This is a genomic window from Bradyrhizobium sp. S3.7.6 (genome assembly GCF_054061875.1).
Window position 1 is genome coordinate 5,833,811 of sequence record NZ_JBSSEQ010000001.1, and the last position, 20,298, is coordinate 5,854,108.

Annotated in this window: 24 protein-coding genes and 3 pseudogenes; 6 read left to right on the forward strand and 21 right to left on the reverse strand. The window is 63.7% G+C overall.

The features are described from left to right. The first annotated feature begins 70 nt into the window (after positions 1-70). Positions 71-385, forward strand: a complete 315-nt coding sequence (gene sugE / locus ACVJ5M_RS28845; protein ID WP_231144876.1) for a quaternary ammonium compound efflux SMR transporter SugE — start codon at positions 71-73, stop codon at positions 383-385. Here sugE and ACVJ5M_RS28850 read toward each other — a convergent pair. The 7 genes and pseudogenes from ACVJ5M_RS28850 to ACVJ5M_RS28880 all read right to left on the reverse strand — a co-directional run bounded on the left by ACVJ5M_RS28850 (position 378) and on the right by ACVJ5M_RS28880 (position 6,870). Further along, on the reverse strand, positions 378-1,385 hold the full coding sequence (locus ACVJ5M_RS28850) for an inorganic phosphate transporter (protein ID WP_063983731.1): 1,008 nt from the start codon (positions 1,383-1,385) through the stop codon (positions 378-380). The two genes, sugE and ACVJ5M_RS28850, sit on opposite strands and share 8 nt — an antisense overlap. Positions 1,386-1,400: 15 nt before the next feature. After that, positions 1,401-2,044, reverse strand: a pseudogene (locus ACVJ5M_RS28855) (DUF47 domain-containing protein). A 156-nt stretch (positions 2,045-2,200) separates the two neighbouring features. Next, positions 2,201-3,169: a branched-chain amino acid ABC transporter permease gene (locus tag ACVJ5M_RS28860; protein ID WP_135215252.1), complete on the reverse strand. Its 969-nt coding sequence runs from the start codon at positions 3,167-3,169 to the stop codon at positions 2,201-2,203. Position 3,170: 1 nt separating this feature from the next. Then, positions 3,171-4,034, reverse strand: coding sequence for a branched-chain amino acid ABC transporter permease (locus ACVJ5M_RS28865; RefSeq protein ID WP_063983732.1), 864 nt, complete (start codon positions 4,032-4,034; stop codon positions 3,171-3,173). 72 nt (positions 4,035-4,106) lie between these two features. Next, complete coding sequence (locus tag ACVJ5M_RS28870; RefSeq protein WP_063983733.1) at positions 4,107-5,327, reverse strand: ABC transporter substrate-binding protein; 1,221 nt, start codon at positions 5,325-5,327, stop codon at positions 4,107-4,109. Between the two features lie 48 nt (positions 5,328-5,375). After that, the gene (locus tag ACVJ5M_RS28875; RefSeq protein WP_456679548.1) at positions 5,376-6,122 is read right to left on the reverse strand and encodes an ABC transporter ATP-binding protein; all 747 of its coding nucleotides are present in this window, start codon (positions 6,120-6,122) and stop codon (positions 5,376-5,378) included. Continuing rightward, a complete protein-coding gene (locus tag ACVJ5M_RS28880) occupies positions 6,115-6,870 on the reverse strand; it encodes an ABC transporter ATP-binding protein (RefSeq protein ID WP_063983735.1) in 756 nt (251 codons plus the stop codon). The genes ACVJ5M_RS28875 and ACVJ5M_RS28880 overlap by 8 nt, the downstream gene beginning before the upstream one ends. A gap of 302 nt (positions 6,871-7,172) precedes the next feature. Between ACVJ5M_RS28880 and ACVJ5M_RS28885 the strand changes: the two genes are divergently transcribed. Then, complete coding sequence (locus tag ACVJ5M_RS28885) at positions 7,173-7,865, forward strand: hypothetical protein (protein ID WP_063983736.1); 693 nt, start codon at positions 7,173-7,175, stop codon at positions 7,863-7,865. A 23-nt stretch (positions 7,866-7,888) separates the two neighbouring features. On the opposite strand, the gene ACVJ5M_RS28890 is transcribed toward ACVJ5M_RS28885, so the two are convergent. Beyond that, positions 7,889-8,242 (reverse strand): ArsC family reductase, encoded by a 354-nt coding sequence (locus ACVJ5M_RS28890; protein ID WP_354099493.1) that lies wholly within the window; start codon positions 8,240-8,242, stop codon positions 7,889-7,891. A gap of 104 nt (positions 8,243-8,346) precedes the next feature. Here ACVJ5M_RS28890 and ACVJ5M_RS28895 point away from each other — a divergent pair, with 104 nt between their 5' ends. From ACVJ5M_RS28895 to ACVJ5M_RS28905, 3 genes are all read left to right on the forward strand, one after another. Next, positions 8,347-8,718 (forward strand): tRNA-binding protein, encoded by a 372-nt coding sequence (locus tag ACVJ5M_RS28895; RefSeq protein ID WP_063983737.1) that lies wholly within the window; start codon positions 8,347-8,349, stop codon positions 8,716-8,718. A gap of 212 nt (positions 8,719-8,930) precedes the next feature. Continuing rightward, complete coding sequence (locus ACVJ5M_RS28900) at positions 8,931-9,563, forward strand: TetR/AcrR family transcriptional regulator (RefSeq protein ID WP_063983738.1); 633 nt, start codon at positions 8,931-8,933, stop codon at positions 9,561-9,563. A gap of 3 nt (positions 9,564-9,566) precedes the next feature. Then, positions 9,567-10,349, forward strand: coding sequence for a sulfite exporter TauE/SafE family protein (locus tag ACVJ5M_RS28905; RefSeq protein WP_063983739.1), 783 nt, complete (start codon positions 9,567-9,569; stop codon positions 10,347-10,349). A 2-nt stretch (positions 10,350-10,351) separates the two neighbouring features. On the opposite strand, the gene ACVJ5M_RS28910 is transcribed toward ACVJ5M_RS28905, so the two are convergent. The 11 genes and pseudogenes from ACVJ5M_RS28910 to ACVJ5M_RS28960 all read right to left on the reverse strand — a co-directional run bounded on the left by ACVJ5M_RS28910 (position 10,352) and on the right by ACVJ5M_RS28960 (position 18,574). Further along, a complete protein-coding gene (locus ACVJ5M_RS28910; RefSeq protein ID WP_231144874.1) occupies positions 10,352-11,056 on the reverse strand; it encodes a glutathione S-transferase family protein in 705 nt (234 codons plus the stop codon). 92 nt (positions 11,057-11,148) lie between these two features. Further along, a complete protein-coding gene (locus ACVJ5M_RS28915; protein ID WP_456679549.1) occupies positions 11,149-11,295 on the reverse strand; it encodes a hypothetical protein in 147 nt (48 codons plus the stop codon). A 118-nt stretch (positions 11,296-11,413) separates the two neighbouring features. Beyond that, positions 11,414-12,080: pseudogene (locus tag ACVJ5M_RS28920) on the reverse strand (DUF429 domain-containing protein). Positions 12,081-12,108: 28 nt separating this feature from the next. Then, entirely contained in the window at positions 12,109-12,456 is a 348-nt protein-coding gene (locus ACVJ5M_RS28925) for a carboxymuconolactone decarboxylase family protein (protein WP_028157609.1), read from the reverse strand. Positions 12,457-12,459: 3 nt separating this feature from the next. Further along, on the reverse strand, positions 12,460-12,981 hold the full coding sequence (locus ACVJ5M_RS28930) for an RNA polymerase sigma factor (protein ID WP_063983741.1): 522 nt from the start codon (positions 12,979-12,981) through the stop codon (positions 12,460-12,462). After that, entirely contained in the window at positions 12,978-13,187 is a 210-nt protein-coding gene (locus ACVJ5M_RS28935) for a YgaP family membrane protein (protein ID WP_063983742.1), read from the reverse strand. Before ACVJ5M_RS28935 ends, ACVJ5M_RS28930 begins: the two co-directional genes overlap by 4 nt. Before the next feature lie 95 nt (positions 13,188-13,282). Next, on the reverse strand, positions 13,283-14,467 hold the full coding sequence (locus ACVJ5M_RS28940; RefSeq protein WP_187387725.1) for a serine hydrolase domain-containing protein: 1,185 nt from the start codon (positions 14,465-14,467) through the stop codon (positions 13,283-13,285). Between the two features lie 73 nt (positions 14,468-14,540). Then, positions 14,541-15,232 (reverse strand): annotated as a pseudogene (locus ACVJ5M_RS28945) (GNAT family N-acetyltransferase). A gap of 4 nt (positions 15,233-15,236) precedes the next feature. Next, complete coding sequence (locus tag ACVJ5M_RS28950) at positions 15,237-15,584, reverse strand: Lin0512 family protein (RefSeq protein WP_063983745.1); 348 nt, start codon at positions 15,582-15,584, stop codon at positions 15,237-15,239. Between the two features lie 181 nt (positions 15,585-15,765). Next, on the reverse strand, positions 15,766-17,430 hold the full coding sequence (locus ACVJ5M_RS28955) for an acetolactate synthase large subunit (RefSeq protein ID WP_063983746.1): 1,665 nt from the start codon (positions 17,428-17,430) through the stop codon (positions 15,766-15,768). 250 nt (positions 17,431-17,680) lie between these two features. Further along, positions 17,681-18,574, reverse strand: a complete 894-nt coding sequence (locus ACVJ5M_RS28960; protein WP_063983747.1) for a LysR family transcriptional regulator — start codon at positions 18,572-18,574, stop codon at positions 17,681-17,683. Positions 18,575-18,691: 117 nt separating this feature from the next. Here ACVJ5M_RS28960 and ACVJ5M_RS28965 point away from each other — a divergent pair, with 117 nt between their 5' ends. Next, entirely contained in the window at positions 18,692-18,919 is a 228-nt protein-coding gene (locus ACVJ5M_RS28965) for a tautomerase family protein (protein ID WP_014495867.1), read from the forward strand. Here the strand turns inward: ACVJ5M_RS28965 and ACVJ5M_RS28970 are convergent. Next, positions 18,906-19,550: an O-methyltransferase gene (locus tag ACVJ5M_RS28970; RefSeq protein ID WP_063983748.1), complete on the reverse strand. Its 645-nt coding sequence runs from the start codon at positions 19,548-19,550 to the stop codon at positions 18,906-18,908. The two genes, ACVJ5M_RS28965 and ACVJ5M_RS28970, sit on opposite strands and share 14 nt — an antisense overlap. Positions 19,551-19,569: 19 nt before the next feature. Next, positions 19,570-20,196, reverse strand: coding sequence for a PadR family transcriptional regulator (locus tag ACVJ5M_RS28975; RefSeq protein WP_063983749.1), 627 nt, complete (start codon positions 20,194-20,196; stop codon positions 19,570-19,572). Positions 20,197-20,298: the final 102 nt, after the last annotated feature.

Here is a 20,298-nt window from a genome sequence, read left to right on the forward strand (position 1 = left end):
GGGAGGACGGCCTCCCCCCTCATCAGCATATCCGCCGCGGGGACGACCCTGCCTTGAATGGAGGGTCGTCATGGCCTGGAGCATCCTGTTCGTCGCCGGTCTTCTCGAGATTACCTGGGCGATCGGCCTCAAATACACCGAGGGTTTTACCAAGCTTGTTCCGTCCGTCATCACGCTCGCGGCGATGGCCGGCAGCGTCATCCTGCTCGGTTTAGCCCTCAAATCGCTGCCCGTCGGAACCGCCTATGCGGTCTGGACCGGCATCGGCGCGGTCGGTACCGCCACGCTTGGCATCATTCTGTTCGGCGAGCCGGCCACGGCGTTCCGCCTCGCCAGCATTGGGCTGATCGTCGCCGGCATCGCAGGGCTGAAATTCGTCACCTGACGAGAATCTGGACCGCCCACCAGGTCAGCGCCGCGACAATGGCCGAGGCCGGGATCGTGATCACCCAGGCATAGACGATCGAGCTCGCGACGTTCCAGCGCACCGCCGAGACGCGGCGGGCCGCGCCGACGCCGACGATCGCGCCGGTAATGGTGTGGGTGGTCGAGACGGGAACGCCGAGGAAGGTCGCCATGAACAGCGTCGCGGCGCCGCCGGTCTCGGCGCAAAAGCCCTGCATCGGCGTCAGCTTGGTGATGCGCAGGCCCATGGTGCGGACGATACGCCAGCCGCCCATCAGCGTGCCCAGCGCCATCGCGGCCTGGCAGGACAGCACCACCCAGAACGGCACCGAGAATTCACCGCCGAGATGCCCCTGCGAATAGAGCAGCACGGCGATGATGCCCATGGTCTTTTGGGCGTCATTACCGCCATGGCCGAGCGAATAGAGCGAGGCGGAGGCGAATTGCAGGATGCGGAAGGCGCGATCAACCGCGAACGGCGTCGAGCGCACCGAGAGCCAGGACACGATCGCGACCAGCATCATCGCGAGCAGGAAACCGACCAGCGGCGACAGCACGATCGCCAGCACCGCCTTGGACAGTCCGCTCCACACCGCAGCCGAGATCCCCGCCTTGGCCATGCCGCCGCCGACGAGACCGCCGATCAGCGCATGCGACGACGAGGATGGGATGCCGAGCCCCCAGGTCACGAGGTTCCAGACGATCGCGCCGACGAGCGCCGCGAAGATCACCTGGGCGTCGACGACCGCGGGATCGATGATGCCGGTGCCGATGGTCTGGGCAACATGCAGCCCGAACACCATGAAGGCGATGAAATTGAAGAACGCGGCCCAGAGCACCGCGAATTGCGGCCGCAGCACGCGGGTCGAAACGATGGTCGCGATCGAATTGGCGGCGTCGTGCAGGCCGTTCAGGAAGTCGAACAGCAGCGCGACGGCGATCAAGCCGACGAGGACAGGAAGTCCGAGCGCAGCATCCACGGCGCGACCCCTGCCCTAAACTTGCTCGATGACGATGCTGTTGATCTCGTTCGCGACGTCGTCGAAACGGTCGGCCACCTTTTCGAGATGGTCGTAGATCTCGACGCCGACGATGAAATCCATCGCGCTACCATCACGGTGCTTGAGAAACAGCTCCTTCAGCCCGATGTCGTGGAGATCGTCGACCCGACCCTCGAGCTTGCCTAGCTCTTCGTGATCGCGGTCAGCATCGCGACGTTCGGGCCGATCGACTGCATCAGCGGCAACGCGCGCCCCACGAGATTGGCGCATTCGATCAGCAGTCCGCCAATCTCCCGCATCGGCGGCTCGAAGGTGCGCACCTCGAACAGCATCACGGCCTTGGCCGTCTGCTGCATCTGGTCGATGGCATCGTCCATCGAGGTGATCAGGTTCTTGATGTCGCCGCGGTCGAAGGGGGTGATGAAGGTGCGGCGCACCGCCGTCAGCACCTCACGGGTGATGTTGTCGGCGTCGTTCTCGAACTGGTTGACGCGCTGACAGTAGACCGGCGTCTCCTCTCCCCCGTTGAGCATGCCCTGGAGCGCGATCGAGCCCTGGATCACCGTCTGTGCATGGCGGTCGAACAGGTCGAAGAACCGTTCTTCCTTGGGCAGGAAAGCGCGAAACCATCGCATCATGGGGATAGGCTACCGGTTGGAAATGGCCCGGCCCGAATAGGCCGTCACAAAACTGTCATAGACCATTTCCGCTCCGCGCGCGTGTCATCTCACGCCCGCGGAGCAGGATCATCCACCGGATTCGCGCACCAATGAAATTGGTGCGATATCAAAGGTTTATAGCGAGCGCCGGAAGTAATGAGCGATTTCGCCGATGACGCCGCGGCGGAAGGTGAGCACGCAGACCACGAAGATCGAGCCCTGGATCACCGTCACCCATTGGCCAAAACCCGCCAGATATTGCTGCATGGCGATGATCGCGAAGGCACCAACCACGGGGCCGAAGATGGTGCCGAGACCGCCAACCAGCGTCATCAGCACGACCTCGCCCGACATCGTCCAGTGCACGTCGGTGAGCGAGGCATTCTGCGCCACGAACACCTTCAGCGATCCGGCAAAGCCGGCCAGCGTGCCGGACAGGACGAAAGCCAGGAATTTATATTGGTCGGTCCGGTAGCCGAGCGAGATCGCGCGCGGCTCGTTCTCGCGGATCGACTTCAGCACTTCACCGAACGGCGAGTTGATGATGCGGTAGATCAGCAGGAAGCCGGCGAGGAAGCCGGCCAACACGACGTAATAAAGCACCGTCGGCTTGGAGAGATCGAGCAAGCCGAACATCCGCCCCTGCGGAATGCCCTGAATGCCGTCCTCACCATGGGTGAACGGCGCCTGGAGGTAGATGAAGTACAGGAGCTGCGACAGCGCCAGCGTGATCATCGAGAAATAGATGCCCTGGCGGCGGATCGAGATATAGCCGGTGATGAGCGACAGCCCGAACGCCGCGGCGATTCCAACGAGGATGCCGAGCTCCGGCGGCAACGCCCACACTTTCAGCGCGTGCGCGCTGCAATAGCCGGCGGTGCCCATGAACATTGCGTGGCCGAACGACAACAGGCCGCCATAGCCGATCAGCAGGTTGAAGGCGCAGGCAAGCAGCGCAAAGCACAGCGCCTGCATCACGAAGAACGGATAGACGCCCGTGAAGGGCACCGACGCCAGCAGCAGCGCCATCACCACGAACACGACCATCTCGTCACGCATCGCGCGCGGGGTTACCGGCAGCGTGTCGTCCGTCAAGGCTGTCATATCAGGCCGCCCTTCCCGTCAGTCCCGTTGGCTTCACCAAGAGCACCAGCACCATCAGCACGAACACGACGGTGTTGGAGGCCTCGGGGTAGAAATACTTGGTCAGGCCCTCGATCACACCGAGCGCAAAGCCGGTGATGATGGAGCCCATGATCGATCCCATGCCGCCGATCACGACCACCGCGAACACGACGATGATGAGGTCGGCGCCCATCAACGGCCGCACCTGGTTGATCGGCGCCGAGAGCACACCGGCGAGCGCGGCAAGGCCGACGCCGAGACCGTAGGTCAGCGTAATCATGCGCGGCACGTTGATGCCGAAAGCGCGCACCAGCGTCGGATTTTCAGTGGCAGCGCGCAGGTTAGCACCGAGCCGCGTCTTCTCGATCAGGAACCAGGTGGCGATACACACCACCAGCGAGAAGATGACGACCCAGCCGCGATAGATCGGCAGGAACATGAAGCCGAGATTCATGCCGCCCTTGAGCTGGTCCGGAATCGCATAAGGCAGACCGGAGGAGCCGAAATAGTTCTGGAACACGCCCTGCACGATCAGCGCGATCCCGAAGGTCAGGAGCAGGCCGTAGAGGTGGTCGAGCCCCGTCAGCCATTGCAGCATGGTCCGTTCCAGGATCATGCCGAAGATGCCGACGATAACAGGCGCGATCAGCAGCGCCCACCAGTAGTTGATGCCGCCGAGGCTCAGCAGGAAATAGGCAACGAACGCGCCCATCATGTAGAGCGCGCCGTGGGCGAAATTGATGATGTTGAGCATGCCGAAGATCACGGCAAGCCCGAGACTGAGCAGCGCGTAGAACGAGCCGTTGATCAATCCCACCAGTAGCTGAGCGTAAAGAGCCTGCATCGATCCCGCACCCGGTCCCTTCGGCGTTGCCTGAAAATCGCCCGCAGGCCTGATGGCCTGCGGGCGGTTATCTTACTTCTTCAAGAGCGCGCACTTGCTCTCGGACAGCGGCGTGAAAGCCTGGTCGCCCGGCACGGTGCCGACCAGCTTGTAGAAGTCCCACGGCCCCTTGGACTCCGAGGGCTTCTTCACCTCGAACAGGTAGGCGCTGTGGATGGTGCGGCCGTTCGGCTGGATCTCGCCCTTGCCGAACAGGTCGTCCTCCGTCGGCAACGACTTCATCTTCTCGACGACCTTGACGCCGTCATGGGGATTGCCGCCGAGCGCTTCCAGCGTCTTGAGATAGTGACGCACGCCCGCATAGACGCCGGCCTGCACCATGGTGGGCGGCGCGTTGTTCTTCATCTTCTCGGAGAAGCGCTTGGAGAACGCCCGGGTCTGGTCGTTCATGTCCCAGTAGAAGGTCTCGGTGAAGTTGAGGCCCTGCGCGGTCTCGAGACCGATCGCCTTGACGTCGGTGAGGAACAGCAGCAACGCCGCGAGCTTCTGGCCACCCTTGACGATGCCGAACTCGGCCGCCTGCTTGATCGAGTTGGTGGTGTCGCCGCCGGCATTGGCAAGGCCGATGATCTTGGCCTTGGAAGCCTGTGCCTGCAGCAGGAACGAGGAGAAGTCCGGCGTGTTGAGCGGATGCTTGACGCCGCCGACCACCTTGCCGCCGTTGGCGGTGACCACGGCCGTGGTGTCGCGCTCGAGCGCCGCACCGAAGGCGTAGTCCGCGGTCAGGAAGAACCAGCTGTCGCCACCGGCCTTCACCAGCGCCTGCCCCGTGGTATGGGCCAGCATGTAGGTGTCGTAGGTCCAGTGCACCGTGTTGGGCGAGCACTGCGCGTTGGTGAGGTCCGAGGTCGCGGCGCCCGAGTTGATGTAGACGCCATTCTTTTCCTTGATGACGTTGTTGACGGCGAGCGCCACGCCGGAATTCGGCACGTCGACGATGATGTCGACCTTGTCGACGTCGAACCATTGCCGCGCGATCGCGGTGCCGATGTCGGGCTTGTTCTGGTGATCGCCGGAGATGATGTCGATCTTCCAGCCCTTCGCCGCAAGGCCGGAATCTTCGACGGCCATCTGGGCGGCGAGCGTCGAGCCGGGACCGCCGAGGTCGGCGTAGAGGCCGGACTGATCGGACAGCGCGCCGATCTTGACGGTCTTGTCCTGCGCAAAGGCTACGCCAGCCGTGGTGACGGCCAACGCCGTGCCGAGCAGAAACGACGCAATCGACTTTTTCATGCTACTTCCCTCGTGAATTTTCTCGTGGCCGTTTGACGCTTGGCCGTCTTAGACGCCGAGATAGGTGTGGAGCTTGTCCATGTTGGCGGCAAGCTCCGAATTGGAAAATCCGTCAATGATCTTGCCGTGCTCGACCACGTAGTAGCGGTCGGCGACGGTGGATGCGAACCGGAAGTTCTGCTCGACCAGGAGGATGGTAAAACCCTCCTTCTTGAGCCGTGCAATGGTGTGGCCGATCTGCTGGATAATGACAGGCGCAAGACCTTCGGTCGGCTCGTCCAGCATCAGGAAGCTCGCGCCGGTGCGCAGGATGCGCGCGATCGCGAGCATCTGCTGCTCACCGCCGGAGAGCTTGGTGCCCTGGCTGTTGAGACGTTCCTTCAGATTCGGAAACAGATCGAAGATCTGCTCGAGCGGCAATCCACCCGGGCGAACCACCGGCGGCAGCAACAAATTCTCCCGCACATCGAGACTGGAGAAAATGCCGCGTTCCTCCGGGCAGAACGCGATGCCCATCCGCGCGATCTTGTCGGAGGTCGCGCGGATGATGTCCTGGTTGTTGAACTTCACCGAGCCGGTCCGCTTGCCGATGATGCCCATGATCGACTTCAGCGTGGTCGTCTTGCCGGCGCCGTTGCGGCCGAGCAGCGTAACCACCTCGCCCGCGTTCACGTCGAAATTGATCCCGTGCAGGGTGTGGGACTCGCCGTACCACGCTTCCAGGTTGCGGACCTGGAGGATGTTGCCGCCGGTTGCGGCTTTTGCGGGAGCGTCCGCGGTTGCAGTCTCACGCATGACCGGCTCCCAGATAGGCTTCCTTGACGCGCTCGTCCTTGGTGAGCTCGCTGTAATGGCCTTGCGCCAGCACCTGCCCGCGCGTCAGCACGGTGATGATGTCGGAGAGATTGGCCACGACGCTCAGATTATGCTCGACCATCAGGATGGTGTACTTCGCGGAGATGCGCTTGATCAGCGCCGCGATCTTGTCGATGTCCTCGTGGCCCATGCCGGCCATCGGCTCGTCCAGCAACATCATCTCGGGGTCGAGCGCGAGCGTCGTTGCGATCTCGAGCGCGCGCTTGCGGCCGTAGGCCATCTCGACCGCGGGCGTATTGGCAAACTCGCTGAGGCCGACATCGTTCAACAGTTCACGCGCGCGATCGTTGAAGCGGTTGAGCACGGACTTGGAGCGCCAGAAATCGAAGGAACTGCCGTGCTGGCGCTGGAGCGCGACGCGAACGTTTTCCAGCGCGGTGAGATGCGGAAATACCGCCGAGATCTGGAATGAACGGACCAGTCCAAGGCGCGCCACGTCGGCTGGCGCCATCGCCGTGATGTCCTGCCCCTTGTACAGAATTTTGCCGGCGGACGGTTTGAGGAACTTGGTCAAAAGATTGAAGCACGTCGTCTTGCCCGCCCCGTTCGGGCCGATCAACGCGTGAATGCTCCCACGGCGAACCTTGAGCGCAACGTCGCGGACGGCGAAGAAGCCCGCGAACTCCTTGGTCAAGCCTTCCGTTTCGAGAATGAACTCATCGGCCAAACAGATTTCCCCCTGCCCGCACAATACGCGTGGCTGTCCTTAGTTACTTCGGCTTTCCGGGGGCCTTGGAGCCTGTCCCGGAACGTCGCCTCCGGGCGCGGAATATGCCGGAGGTGACGGGGGTTAGGCAAGGCGGAAAGCTGAGCAGATCAGGTCTCCGGCCGGGAGGCTTATGCTCCCTTAGTCGGACGCGTTTTGATGTCGCCTGCCCGGCCTCCCGGTTCGCAAGGCACCGGTCATCAAGCCGTCGTTAACGGTCTTTCATCCCGCGCGCCAGCCTTCATAGAAAATTTTCCCGCCGCATGGATCATGCGCGGGTTTTATGCGTCGGGAATATTGTCTTGGAAATTGCCTTGGATTTTGCAAGCGCCGCTCCTTCTGTCGTCAAGTCGATCAGGCAGCGTGATCTCCTGAACACGTGGCTGCGACTTTATGCGCGCGGGCAGATGGTGCCGGCGATCTGGGAGTATCAGCCCGCGCGGCTCGAGGAAGAGCTGTCCGATCTCATCTATTATACCGTCGACATCTCGGCGCCGACGCCGCGCCTCATCATCCAGAGCGAGGGCACGCGCATCTCGCGCGCCTATGGACAGACCGGCAAAGGCGTTCTGCTCGACGACTATATCGGGCCGCGCCTCGCACCCTTCGTGATGCCGATCTATTATGAATGTGTGGCGCGCGGCCTTCCGGTCTACAGCGTGGCCGACGTCGACGACATCTATGGCCGCGTGGTTGCCTATGAACGGCTGCTGCTGCCGTTCCAGACCGACGGCAAGGTCTGCCACGTCATCGCCTCGCTCAAGACGTTCTGCGAGGACGGCGGCTTCGAGATCAAGAATCTGATGCGCGGAAATGACGCGCTGCCGCGCCCGAAACTGCGCGCGGTGATCGACCGCGATCTCTTCCATCGCGCCCCCGGCCGGATCGCCGCCGCCGACGTCGTCGAGTTCGCCGATCAGCCGGGCGTCACCACCGAAATCGTCGAGCTGAACTAGGGTCAGCGCGATTTCGCGCCGACTTACTTGGCCTTGACTTCCTTGGCATAGATATCCGGCTTGAAGCCGACCAGAAGCTTGCCGCCGACTTCGAGCACCGGCCGCTTGATCATCGATGGTTGCGCTAGCATCAGCGCCAGCGCCTTCTTCTCGGTGAGGCCTTCCTTGTCGGAATCCGGCAGCTTCTTGAAGGTCGTGCCGGCGCGATTGAGCAGCGTCTCCCAGCCAGCCTTGTCGCTCCACTGCTTGAGCTTGTCCTTCTCGACGTCCGCCGCCTTGTAGTCGTGGAACTCGTAGGCGACGCCATGGGTGTCGAGCCAGGCGCGCGCCTTCTTCATGGTGTCGCAGTTCTTGATGCCGTAGATGATGTTGGGCAAGACCTTCCTCGCGCATGCGTCGTTGGATGACTGCAGCGTTGTACGAAACTCCGGTTCGCGCGACAACATCGCGAACGAACCTCGCTCTCCGAACGGATACATCAATGCACGTCACTCACGATCCCGCCGCGGCCGTGTCGCCAACCATCGACTTCAACAGCTTCCTCGCGGTCGATATCCGCGTCGGCACCATCGTCGATGCAAAACCGTTCCCGGAGGCACGCAAGCCGGCCTGGCGGCTGTGGATCGACTTCGGTCCCGCGATCGGCGTGCGCAAGAGCTCGGCCCGGATCACCGAAAATCATCCGCTCGAGACGCTGGTGGGGCAGCAGGTCGCGGCCGTCGTGAACTTCCCGCCGCGACAGATCGGCCCGGTCGTCTCCGAGGTGTTGACGCTCGGCTTCCCCGATGCCGAGGGCAAGGTCGTGCTGGTGCAGCCGAGCAAGCCTGTGCCGAACGGCGGACGGCTGTTCTAGCCGCGCGATCGCCGGCCGGGCCGCCGCACCTCAGCCACGGCCCCGGCAACGGTTTGATCCTCCTGTTTCCGGACCGTCTGGACTTGACCAAGATCGCCTTTGATAATAAAAATGACTGACTGATCGTTTTTTATTAATGCCCGGCTTCATAGGTGCCGCATCAGGCAAACGCTCAAAACGACCGATCTGTCAGTTATTTATGGACGGCCAAAATGCCCAAGATCAGCGACAAGCAACGCGAAGGTAGGCGGCAGCAGATCCTCGAAGCGGCCCTTGCCTGCTTCGCCGAGCAAGGCTTTCATCAGACCGGCATGGCCGACATCGTCAAACGGTCGGGCTTGAGCCACGGCGCGGTCTATCTCTACTTCCAGAGCAAGGACGATTTGATCGAGGCGCTCGCCGACGACCGGCATCGTCGCGAGGCCGTGCTCAACTCGGTGGCGCAGGGATCGGGTGATCCGATCGAAGGACTCCACGCGCTGATCCGCGTCTACGCGCAATGGCTCACCGATCCCGCCGGCGAAGCGCGGCGTCGCGTCGGCATTCACGGCTGGGCGGAGGCCCTGCGCAATCGCCGCGTCCGCACCAGCGTCGTCGAAGGCATCGACATGCCGCGCGCGCTGATCGTGGCGCTGGTCGAGCGCGGGCAGCATGACGGCCTGATCAAGCGCGACCTCGGCGCCGACGCGGTCGCACGCGTGCTCATCGCGATCTTCCAGGGCTTCGTGCTGCAGAAATGCTGGGGCGAGGATTTTGACGTCGAGGCCTGCATGGCGGCCGTCGGCGGCGTGATCGAGGGATTTCGCACGACCAAGCCTGACATCAAGCGACGGACCAGGACGTAAGCGATGTCCTGGATTCACGATCTCCTCGCAGGCATTGGCGTCGGTCTCGTCGGCGGACTGACATCGGGCTTCATGGGTACGAGCCCGGGCGGCGGGCTTGTCGTCTTCACCGTGCTGCTGCTCGGCGCGGAGCAGCATGTCGCCCAGGGGACGTCGCTGATCACGCAGGTCCCGCCCACTGGCCTCGCCGGCGTGCGCCGCTACTGGCAGAGCGGCAATCGCAGCCCGCTGCAATGGATCGCCTGGATCGGCCTCGGATTTCTCGTCGGCGGTGCGGGCGGCGGTTACGCCGCGGCGGCGGTCTCCGACTCGGTGCTGCAATGGACCTACGTCGTCTATCTCGTCGCGCTGATCGCCCTTCTGATCCTGCGCCGCGACCGCAAGGACGGGAGCCACGCGGCCGTTGACCGAGACGTACTGCCTTGGCTCCCCCTGCTCCTCATCGGCGCGCTTGCCGGGTTTTCCTCCGGCTTCATGGGCATCGGCGGCGGGCTCGCGATCACCGTCGGCCTCGCCGCGGGCCTACGCGTCCCGCAGCACCAGGCGCAACTCGTCAGCCTCATCTTCTCGGTCATCCCGACCAACATTCCGGCGGCCTGGATCTACTGGAGCAAGGGGCTCATGGTCGGCTGGCCGGCGATCGTCGGGATTCTCGCCGGCCTCTGGATCGGCACCGATCTCGGCGCACGCGCGGCCAACGGCGTCAGCAAAGCGGTGCTGCACAGGGTCATGATCGCCCTCATCTCGGTGATGGCGCTCTACATGACGCATAAGGCGCTGACCTGATTCTACGGCCGCTTCGGAATGTTCAGCCCGCGCTGCACGGCAGGACGCGCCAGCCCCCGTTCGAGCCAGGCACCGACCGACTTGAACTGGCTGAATTCGACGAGATCGCCGGCGCCGTAGAAACCGATGAGATTGCGCACCCAGCCGAGCATGGAGATATCGGCGATGGTGTAGTCGTCATCCATGAACCACTGCCGGCCGGAAAGATGCGTCTCCATCACGCCGAGCAGACGCTTGGCCTCGCTGACATAGCGGTCGAGCGGCCGCTTGTCCTCGAAATCCTTGCCGGCGAATTTGTGGAAGAAGCCGACCTGGCCGAACATCGGCCCGATGCCGCCCATCTGGAAATGCACCCACTGGATGGCCTGGTAGCGGCGCGCGGCGTCCTCCGGCAGAAGCTTGCCGGTCTTCTCGGCGAGGTATTGCAGGATCGCCCCGGACTCGAACAGCGGCAGCGGCCGGCCGCCCGGACCGTTGGGATCGAGGATCGCCGGAATCTTGCCGTTCGGATTGAGTGAGAGGAATTCCGCCGTCTTCTGGTCGTCCTTGCCGAAGTCGACGAGGTGGACCTCGTAAGGCAGACCGATCTCTTCCAGCATGATCGACACCTTGACGCCGTTCGGCGTCGGCAGCGAATAAAGCTGAAGCAACTCCGGATGCCTGGCAGGCCAGCGCTTGGTGATGGGAAAGGCGGACAGATCAGGCATCGGGACCCCGGCTTCGTTCGTGAGATGCCGCCTAATCTAGGCGAGCCGTCGAACGGCGCAAGGCCGAGCAGTGATCATGCATCGAAGCCGGACTACAGGGGCCGCAGCAGCAGATGCCTGGCGGCGTACGCGATATCGCGCTGCGCGCGTTGCTCGATGAAGAGCTGCCCGGTGACGAGCAGCGTTCCGGTGAAAATGAGCGCGAGCATCGCGGTCGCGAACTGACTGGCATCCTTCATCGCACGAGCTTCTCCGTCATCGGTTCGCACGGGGAACGCGGGCCGACCGTCGACAGTTCCTGCACGCCTCAAACAAATTGCCACTTTATCCCGAATCGAGGCGCGCGAGGCCGCGACCTCAATAATTGATCTCCATCCGCAGTCCGCGCGGATCGACCTCTTCGCCGCCGACACGCTGTGTGCTGTCGCGGGCCGCGACCGCGCAGGCACAGGCATCGATGAGATCGTCGCGGCCGATGCCGGTGCCATGACGCTGCGTCAGCCATGTCTCCAGGCGCGTGAAGCCGCGTTGCGCCAGCAGCGCGATGCGCTGCTCACGACCTTGCGCCGACGTCTTCTTCGGAAGAAGGACGCACCCTGCCAGATTCCCAGAAAATCAATTCCGGATGCGCTTCGCCAATTGTCGCCTGGCGCACCGGCGTCATGATCTCGTCGACGTCCCTGATCTTCTCCCTGATGTTCCAGAGCTGCGCCGACACGCCCCTGCCCTTGCCTTCCCGCTCCCAATAGTGGCGATTGGCCGTCGCCATGTCGGGAAATGTCCAGAGATCGCGGCGCGCGCCAAGAAACACGGCAGGGCCGACCAGCTCGCGTGCACGCAAGTCGCAGGCTCGATAGCCGCTTGGCTTCAATCCGATCGGCATGTCGATCATCGCACGCGCATGCGGCATCGCAAGCAAGCGCGTCAGGCCCGGCGAATAATCAAAGCCATGATCGCCGCGCTCGTCGATCCAGGCTGCGACCCAGCCGAAGCGAAATCCATCGAGACCGAGATAGTTTGGCAAATCATGCGTCCCGACGTCGACAAGACATCTATGCTTCTCCCTCGTCTCGATGGCGCTCGAACAAGCGCTGCGCCAGCAGCGCATGGCCGAGCGTACCCCCGGCGCGCACGGCCGCGGCGATCAATGCCGCTTCGGCGACTTCCTCCCGCGTCGCGCCGGCTTTCGCTGCCTGCGCCGTATGCACGTCCAGGCAATAGGCACATTGCGTGGTGAGCGCGACCGCGAGCGAGATCAGCTCGCGATATTTCGGCGGGATCAATCCGTCCTTGCGCTCGACCGCGTGGTTGAACGCAAGGAACGCGTTGGCCTCGACCGGCGCGAGCGCCACGAAAGCCGGGACAGACTTCAGATCGTCAGGCGTTTGATAATCGGTCATGTCTCACCTCGTCAGATATTCGCGCATCAAGGCGCGGGCGCGATGCAGGCGCGCCTTCACAGTCTGCCTGGACGCTCCGAGCGCGGCGGCGATTTCGTCGATGGTCATTTCCTTGACGTCCCGCATCAGCGCGACATCGCGATAATGCGCCGGCAACGCTTCGAACGCAGCCGCCACGTCAAGACGCAAATCCGCTTCGGAGCGCGACAGCAGCAGGGCCTCCGCCTCGCCGTCGTCGATCGATGGCGCAAGCCCCGCCTTGCGCGCGAGCCGCAGACATTCGCGGCGGACCACGCTGAACAGCCACGCGGAAAAGGCGACGAGCGAGCGGATCGTGCCGACATGGCGGAACAGGATCCACATCGCCTCCTGGGTTGCATCCTCGGCATCCGCCGAGCTGCGGCAGGTGGCGCGTGCGTAGCGGCGGATATCCGGCTGCGCCGTCTCGAGCAGAGACGCGATCGCCTGGGGATCGCCGAGCCGGGCCGCCTCGAACAGGCTTGACGAGATCGCCGCCGCACTCACGACACGCCTCCTCGTCCGATCCCGGCCATCGCGCACATCGGGCAATAGCCGACGAGCCCCGTCAGTGCGAAGCCTGCGCCACCGAGCGCCACCAGCCACGCCGCGACGCCGGTGAGAAAAACGAATGCGGCAATCGCAACCGCAATTCCGAGCGCAACCCGGACCGCCTGATGCAGACCACCGATATTCTTCCTGTAGAATGCCATCACATCCTCCGAAATGAGCCGAAGCAAAATGCCTCGACCATCAGGAGGACGCGAAGACCCAAAAGGATTCGCGGGGGCGTGAACTTTTTTCGCGGTCAGCCCCCGACCGCCTGATAGGCCAGGCGCTTGAACTCGAAGAAGAACGGGTTCCAGAAGCCCATATGGCGCTGGGCCATCAGCACGCCGGCGGTGTTGGCCTGCGGACAAATCCACCAATGGGTGCCGGCAAGCCCACCCCACTGGAATTCGCCGGTCGAATTCGGGGGATCGAACGGCGTCGGCGCAAAGGTGACGGCGCCGCCGAGACCAAAGCCCTTGCCGGGGATCGGCCCGAGATTGGCAAATCGGATGGTCTGGCCCGCGGGCAACTGGTTCGTCATCATCTGCCGCAGCGTGTCCGGCTTCAGCAGCGCATCCGGACCGGGGAGCAGCGCGCGTACCAGCGCGAGCATGTCGGGCAAGGTCGAGACCAGACCGCCGCCGCCCGAGAGCCGCGGAAACGGCCGCCGATAGGCCTGCGGATAAGGGAGATTGTCGGCCCGCGTCAGGCCCGGCTTCATCGGATCGAGCACGTCGGCGCCGGTATAGAGTGCAACCAGCCTGCCCTGCTGTGCCTCAGGCACTGAGAAGCCCGTATCGACCATGCCGAGGCGATCGAAGATGCGCGCCTTGAGGAAGGTGTCGAGCGCATGGCCGGAGACGACCTCGACCACGCGGCCGAGCACGTCGGTCGCCACCGAATATTCCCAGCCCGCGCCGGGATGATAGGACAGCGGCAGATCGGCGAGCTTGTCGATCATGTCGGTCAGCGGCGTGAGCGGATTGAGCACGCGCGCCTCGTTATAGCCTTTGAACAGCACGGTGCCGGGATCGAAGATGCCGTAGCTGAGACCCGAGCTGTGGGTCAGCAGCTGGCGGATCGTGATCGGGCTCTTCGCCGGCTCGACATCGGCAAGGCTCGCGGCACCCTGCTTCAGCACCTTGCGATTGCCGAGCTGCGGCAGGAATTTCTCGACGGGATCATCAAGCCCGATGCGGCCCTCCTCGACCAGCAGCATGATCGAAGACGTCACGAAGATCTTGGTGTTGGAGAACGCGCGAAAGATGTGGTCGGGCCGGAGCGCGGCTTTTGCCTCGCCATCGGCGAAGCCGACGCATTGCTGATCGACGACATCGCGCCCCCGCAGCACCGCCCAGGACACGCCTGGAATGATCTCCTGATCGACGTAGCGCTGCATCGCCGTCCGCGCGGCGGAAAAATCAGGTGTTCTGGCGTCCATGTGTTTCCCCCAAATTATGGTTAGGATGGATATAGCGCGAATTCGTGGGAAATGAAGACCGTCCGATCGGCCCTCAAATCTTCATCAGCGCCGTGACGTGCAGCCGGCGACGGATCTTCATGCCCTGCCGTTCGTACAGCGCAATCGCCGAGGCGTTATGAGAAAACACGTGCAGGAACGGCATTTCGCCGCGCGCCTCTCGATCCGGCGCGCGACCGCCGCGAGCAGCGCCTGCGCGTAGCCGCGCCCACGATAGTCCGGATGCACGCAGACGGCCGTCATCTCGACGAACTTTCCCGGCTTCATCCGCTCGCCCGTCATCGCGACCAATTCTCCACCAACGCGAATGCCAAGGAAGGTGCCGAGCTCATGGGTGCGCAACGCGAACGGACCAGGCTTGGTCAGCTCCGTCAGCGCCATCATGGCGGCGACGTCGGCCGCGCTCAATTTGACGATTTCGGCATCGCGAAGCGGGCTGTCGGCCGGCGAGCCGATCATCTGCTCGCCGGTCTCCGCCAGAACGACCTTGAAATTGGCGGGAACGTCGACCGGCTCCGGCGTGAACAGCGCGGCAACCTGCGAGCCCGCCAGGAGATCACCGAGCGCGGCGAAGCTTGCCTCGGACATGTCGACCATGTCGGCAAACGGTGTCATGTCCACGGGATAGCGCCGCGCGCGCGGGCCGCCCTCCGCCAGATGCTTCTGGCTGGTCGTCAGCGCGCTCCAGATCGGACGATCCAGTAGCCGCTCATCGCTGTCGGACACCGGCCTAGTCCTTGTCGAAGCTGACGATGACGGCGGCGTTGGCGATGAGGATAGGATCGTTGGCCACTTCCGTGGCCGAGGGAATCTCCAGCCCGCCCTTGACCGCAGTTACGGTCACCGTGCCGTAAGGCAGCTCCTTCGCAACGGCGTCCTTGTCCACCGCCTCAGGGTTGGGCACCGCAATCGTGACATCGACGAACATGTCGTTCGCTGTCTTCCCGATCATCCGGAAGAAGCCGAGGCTCGAATGCCTGATGGCATCCGACACCGCACGCTTCGCCGCCTTGGTGGCGTCCCTGCCGTGGACGTCGACGCCCATGCCCATCTCGGTGATACAGCGAACGCGAGTCATTTCATAATTCCTGTGGTTGGTTGAGCTACGTTGATGCAGGTTGTTATCGGATTTTGGCTGATCAGCATACTCCGTCATTGCGAGGAGCAAAGCGACGAAGCAATCCAGACTGCCTCCGCGGAAAGATTCTGGATTGCTTCGCTGCGCTCGCAATGACGATGTGGCGAGAGCATCGACCACATCACGCTTTCGCCTTCTCATGCGCCCGCAGCTCGTCGACCAGCACGCGCACATTCTCCGAATAGTCGATCGGGATCACGACCAGATGCACGCCGCCCTCCTTGAAGGCCGCATCGAGCGTCGGGCCGAAGCTGTCGATGCTCTCGATGCGATGTCCTTTGGCACCGTAGGCCTTCGCGTAAAGGACGAAATCGGGATTGCCAAAGGTCATGCCGTAATCGGCGAAGTGATCGACGGCCTGCTTCCAGCGGATCATGCCGTAGGCGTTGTCCTCGAGCACCAGCACGACCAAATTGAGCTTGAGGCGGACGGCGGTCTCCATCTCCTGGCTGTTCATCATGAAGCCGCCGTCGCCGGCAACCGCGAGCACGCGGCGCTCGGGATAGAGCATCGCGGCCATCATGGCCGACGGCAGACCGGCGCCCATCGTCGCCAGCGCATTGTCGAGCAGCAGCGTGTTGGCGACGCGGGTTCGGTAGTTGCGCGCGAACCAGATCTTGTACATGCCGTTGTCGAGCGCGACGATGCCATTCTCCGGGATCACCTGGCGGATGTCGTGCACGATGCGCTGCGGTGTCGGCGGCCAGCGGGCCTCGGTGGCGCGGTCGGCGATGTGCGTGAGGATCCCCTCGCGCAACGGCAACAGCGCCGCCGCCTGCGGCAGCTTGCCTTCGAGCCGGTCGGCGAGCAGCTCCAGGCTCGGGCCGACGTCGCCGACGACCTCGGCATCGGGGAAATAGACCAGCTCGACGCTGGCCGGCGTGTAGCTGACGTGAATGACCTTCGGTCCCGACGGCCCCATGATGAAGGGCGGCTTCTCGATCGGGTCATGGCCGATCGCCACGATCAGATCGGCTGCGTCGATCGCGTCGTGGACATAGTCGCGCTCTGATAGCGCCGCCGTGCCCATGTAGAGATTGGTGCCGCCGGGCACCGTGCCCTTTCCCATCTGTGTCGTGAAAAACGGAATGCCGGTTCGCCGCACGAAGCTGGCGATGCCGTGGGTCGAGCGCGGCCGGCTGGTCGCAGCTCCCATCATCACCAATGGACGTCTTGCGGCCAGGATCATCTCGGCCGCACGGTCGAGCGCGGCGCGATGGGCCACCGGAATTTCAATCGGATGGACCGGGATCACGGGGACGGCGGGCACTTCGTCGCCCGCGATGTCCTCGGGCAGCTCGAGATGCACCGGCCCCGGCCGTTCCTCCATCGCCACGCGAAAGGCATCGCGCACCACGGTCGGAATGCTGGAGGCGCTGATGATCTGCCGAGAGAGCTTCGTCAGCGGCTTCATGGTCGCAACCACGTCCACGATCTGAAAGCGCGCCTGCCGGCTGCTCATGATCGGCTTCTGGCCGGTGATCAAGATCATCGGCATCGCGCCGAGATGGGCATAGGCGGCGCCCGTGGACAGGTTGAGCGCGCCCGGGCCGAGCGTTGAGAGACACACTCCCGGCCTGCCGGTCAGCCGACCGTGCGTGGCGGCCATGAAGGCCGCGGCCTGCTCGTGACGGGTCAGGACCAGCTCGATCTTGGAGGTGCGCAGCGATTCGACCAGGTCGAGATTTTCCTCCCCGGGGATACCGAAGATGCGATCGACGCCCTCGTTCTCCAGCGCCGCCACAAACAGGTCCGATCCTTTTGCCTTGCGTTCCTGCCCGCTCATGTCGCCTCCGCTCGCTGTGCGTCCCGTGGTCGGGAGCGGTCACATGGTAGCGGCTCGTGGCGCAGGCACAACTCACAAAGAGGCGGGCGATTGTTCCAACATCGTCAATACGATCGCAGCGAAGCAATCCAGAATCTTTCCGCGGAATTTCTGGAATTGCTCCGCCGCGCTCGCAACGACGCCGTTTCCGAATTCCGGTAGAGCGGATTGACCGACTGTTCGGACATTTTGCCTGTCGGGCTACGAAGCTCTACAGCTTCGCCTCGGCAAAGATGCCTGATATCCAGTCGAGGAAGACGCGCAGGCGGAGCGCGAGCTGGCGGTTTTGCGGATAGAGCGCGGAGAGCGGCGTCGGCGACGGTGGATAGCCTGCAAGCACCTCGACCAGCGCACCGCTGGCGAGATCCGCTGCGAAGCGATAGCGGGGCGCCTGCGTGAGGCCGAAGCCGAGCCGCGCGAGATCGGCCATGGTGTCGGAATTGTTGACGCGAACCCTGCTTGGCAGCACGACATTGCGCAGCCCGCCGGCGATAGAAAACTCCAGCGGCAAAACATCGCCGGTGCGCGATGAGATGAACGCGACCATCTGATGGCCGTCGAGCGTATCAGGCGTCGCGGGCAAGCCGTGGCTGGCGAGATAGCCCGGGCTCGCCACCGTGATTTCCTCGACCGTCCCGAGACGGCGCAAAATCATCCCGCTGTCCTCGGGCTCTCCCGACCGGATCGCGCAATCGATGCCCTCGCGCACGAGATCGACCAGCCGATCGCCCTGCCCGATCTGCAAGTCGAGTTGCGGATGGCGCGCCAGGAATTCCGGCAGGTGCGGCAAGATGAAGGTGCGGGTCAGCAAAGGATGTGCGTCGATGCGCAGCAAGCCACGCGGTCGCGCATCGCGCATCGTGGTTTCGGCTTCCTCGACCTCCGCGAGGATGGCGACGCAGCGGCGGTAATAGTCCTCGCCGTCGAGCGTCGGCGTGACATGCCGTGTCGTCCGTTCGAGCAGGCGCGCGCCCAGCCGCGCCTCGAGCCCGCGCAAAACCTCGCTCGCCGTCGAGCGGGGAATGCCGAGGTCGGCAGCCGCAGCCGTAAAGCTCTGCCGTTCGACGAGGCGGACGAACAGGCGCATGGCGTCAAACCGGTCCATAGCCGATTGTTCACCACAGCCGACAAGTGATGACAAGTTTTTCGCGATTATCCGGTCGCGGCGATCGGGCATTCTCGAACAGGAGCAACCACACCCCATCACACGGAGAGACCCATCATGCCTTTCGCCAATATCAAGATCCCCCAGGCCGCCTTATCGCGGGCGCAGAAGGCGGAGATCGTGCACAACCTCACCGCGCTGTTCGCGCACTATTTCGGCGAAGCGGCGCGGACGCACACCATGGTGCTGATCGAGGAAGTGCCTGATGGCGGTTATGGCCGCGCCGACGAGGTGTTCGTGGTTCCCGACGCCTATCGCGCAAGCGACGCCGCTACCTCACCTTGAGGCTGAGCTCGGTGCCGCCCTTGAGCGGCAGCGTCATCGATACGAAGCCGTTGTCGGGATCGCGGATGAAATCGAGATAGTCGGGCTCGGCATTGTCGTTCATGACGTAGCCGCCGACGCGCAGCTGCGGCGCGACGATCCCGATCACCTCGCGCGCCAGCGAGGGACCGCTCTCACCCGGCCAGCCGTCGATCAGAACGAAGTCGACGGGACCGCCGAGATCGCGCAAGGTTTTTCGCGCATCGCCCTCGCGGATCTCGGCGTAGTCGGCAAGGCCGGCCTCGGCGAGATTGCGTTTGGCGGTCTCGACCTTGGCCGGCACGATCTCCGAGCCGATCACGGTGCCGCCGCCATTGTCGCGGATAGCGGCCGCGAAATAGAGCGTGGACATGCCGACCGAGGTGGCGAACTCGGCCATGCGCGTAGCACGCAAGCCACGGCACAGCAGATAGATCAGTTCGCCCTGCTCGGAATGAATCGAAAAGCCCTGCTCGGCATAGGCGTGGGGATCACGGCTGTTGAAGGAACCGCGCGGCCCGCCGCCGGCCGGCCGCTGCCGCGCGCCTTGGAGGCGCGCGAGGACGGCGTTGACGCGTGGGTCTTGAATCGGGCTGTAGGGCCGATCATTCATGTGTTGCTTCGCCTCTCAGTTATTTGCCGAGGATTTCCGCGGCGGCACGATCCAGGATCGCCGCGATGCGGCGCGCCTCGGCGGGGTCGCTGCCAAGCCTGGAACGCAGCGCGCGCTTGAGGTTGTGGCGGGCACGGTGCAATTCGTCGGAGGCGTCGGCATCGAGATCGCTGACGCCAGCAAAGGCCTCGCGCACCTCGTCCATGCGGCGACCGATCCGCGACAACGCTTGCAGGATTGCATCCGCAGTGGCGCGGTTCTCGGCGAGATGCGCCTCGCCCTGCGGCGTGATGCTGTAGAGCTTTCGACCGCCATCCTGCTCGACGCTGCTGTGGCCGACCTCTTCCAGATAAGTCAGCGCCGGATAAATCACGCCCGGGCTCGGCGTGTAGAAGCCGTCGGACCGCTCCTCGATAATCTTGATCAGCTCGTATCCATGAGCCGGCTTTTCGGCGAGCAACGCCAGGATCACGAGTTGGAGGTCCTGCGAGGACAGCCGCCTTGCGCCGGGGAAATCGCCCCCCGGGCCGCGCCCGAAGAAGCCATGCCCGCCGCGGCCGAAGCGCCGTCCGCCGCCGTGCCGGCCCATGACGAAATGAGCGAAATGCCCAAAATGGAAGTCTTTGTGGTCTCGTCCGTGGTGCATATCGTACGCCCTTTTGTAAAACATATCTTACGATATAGTTTGCGATAGACAGTCCACAACCCACGAATCTGTGATCGGGCGCCTTGGCGCCGGTCCCGGCTC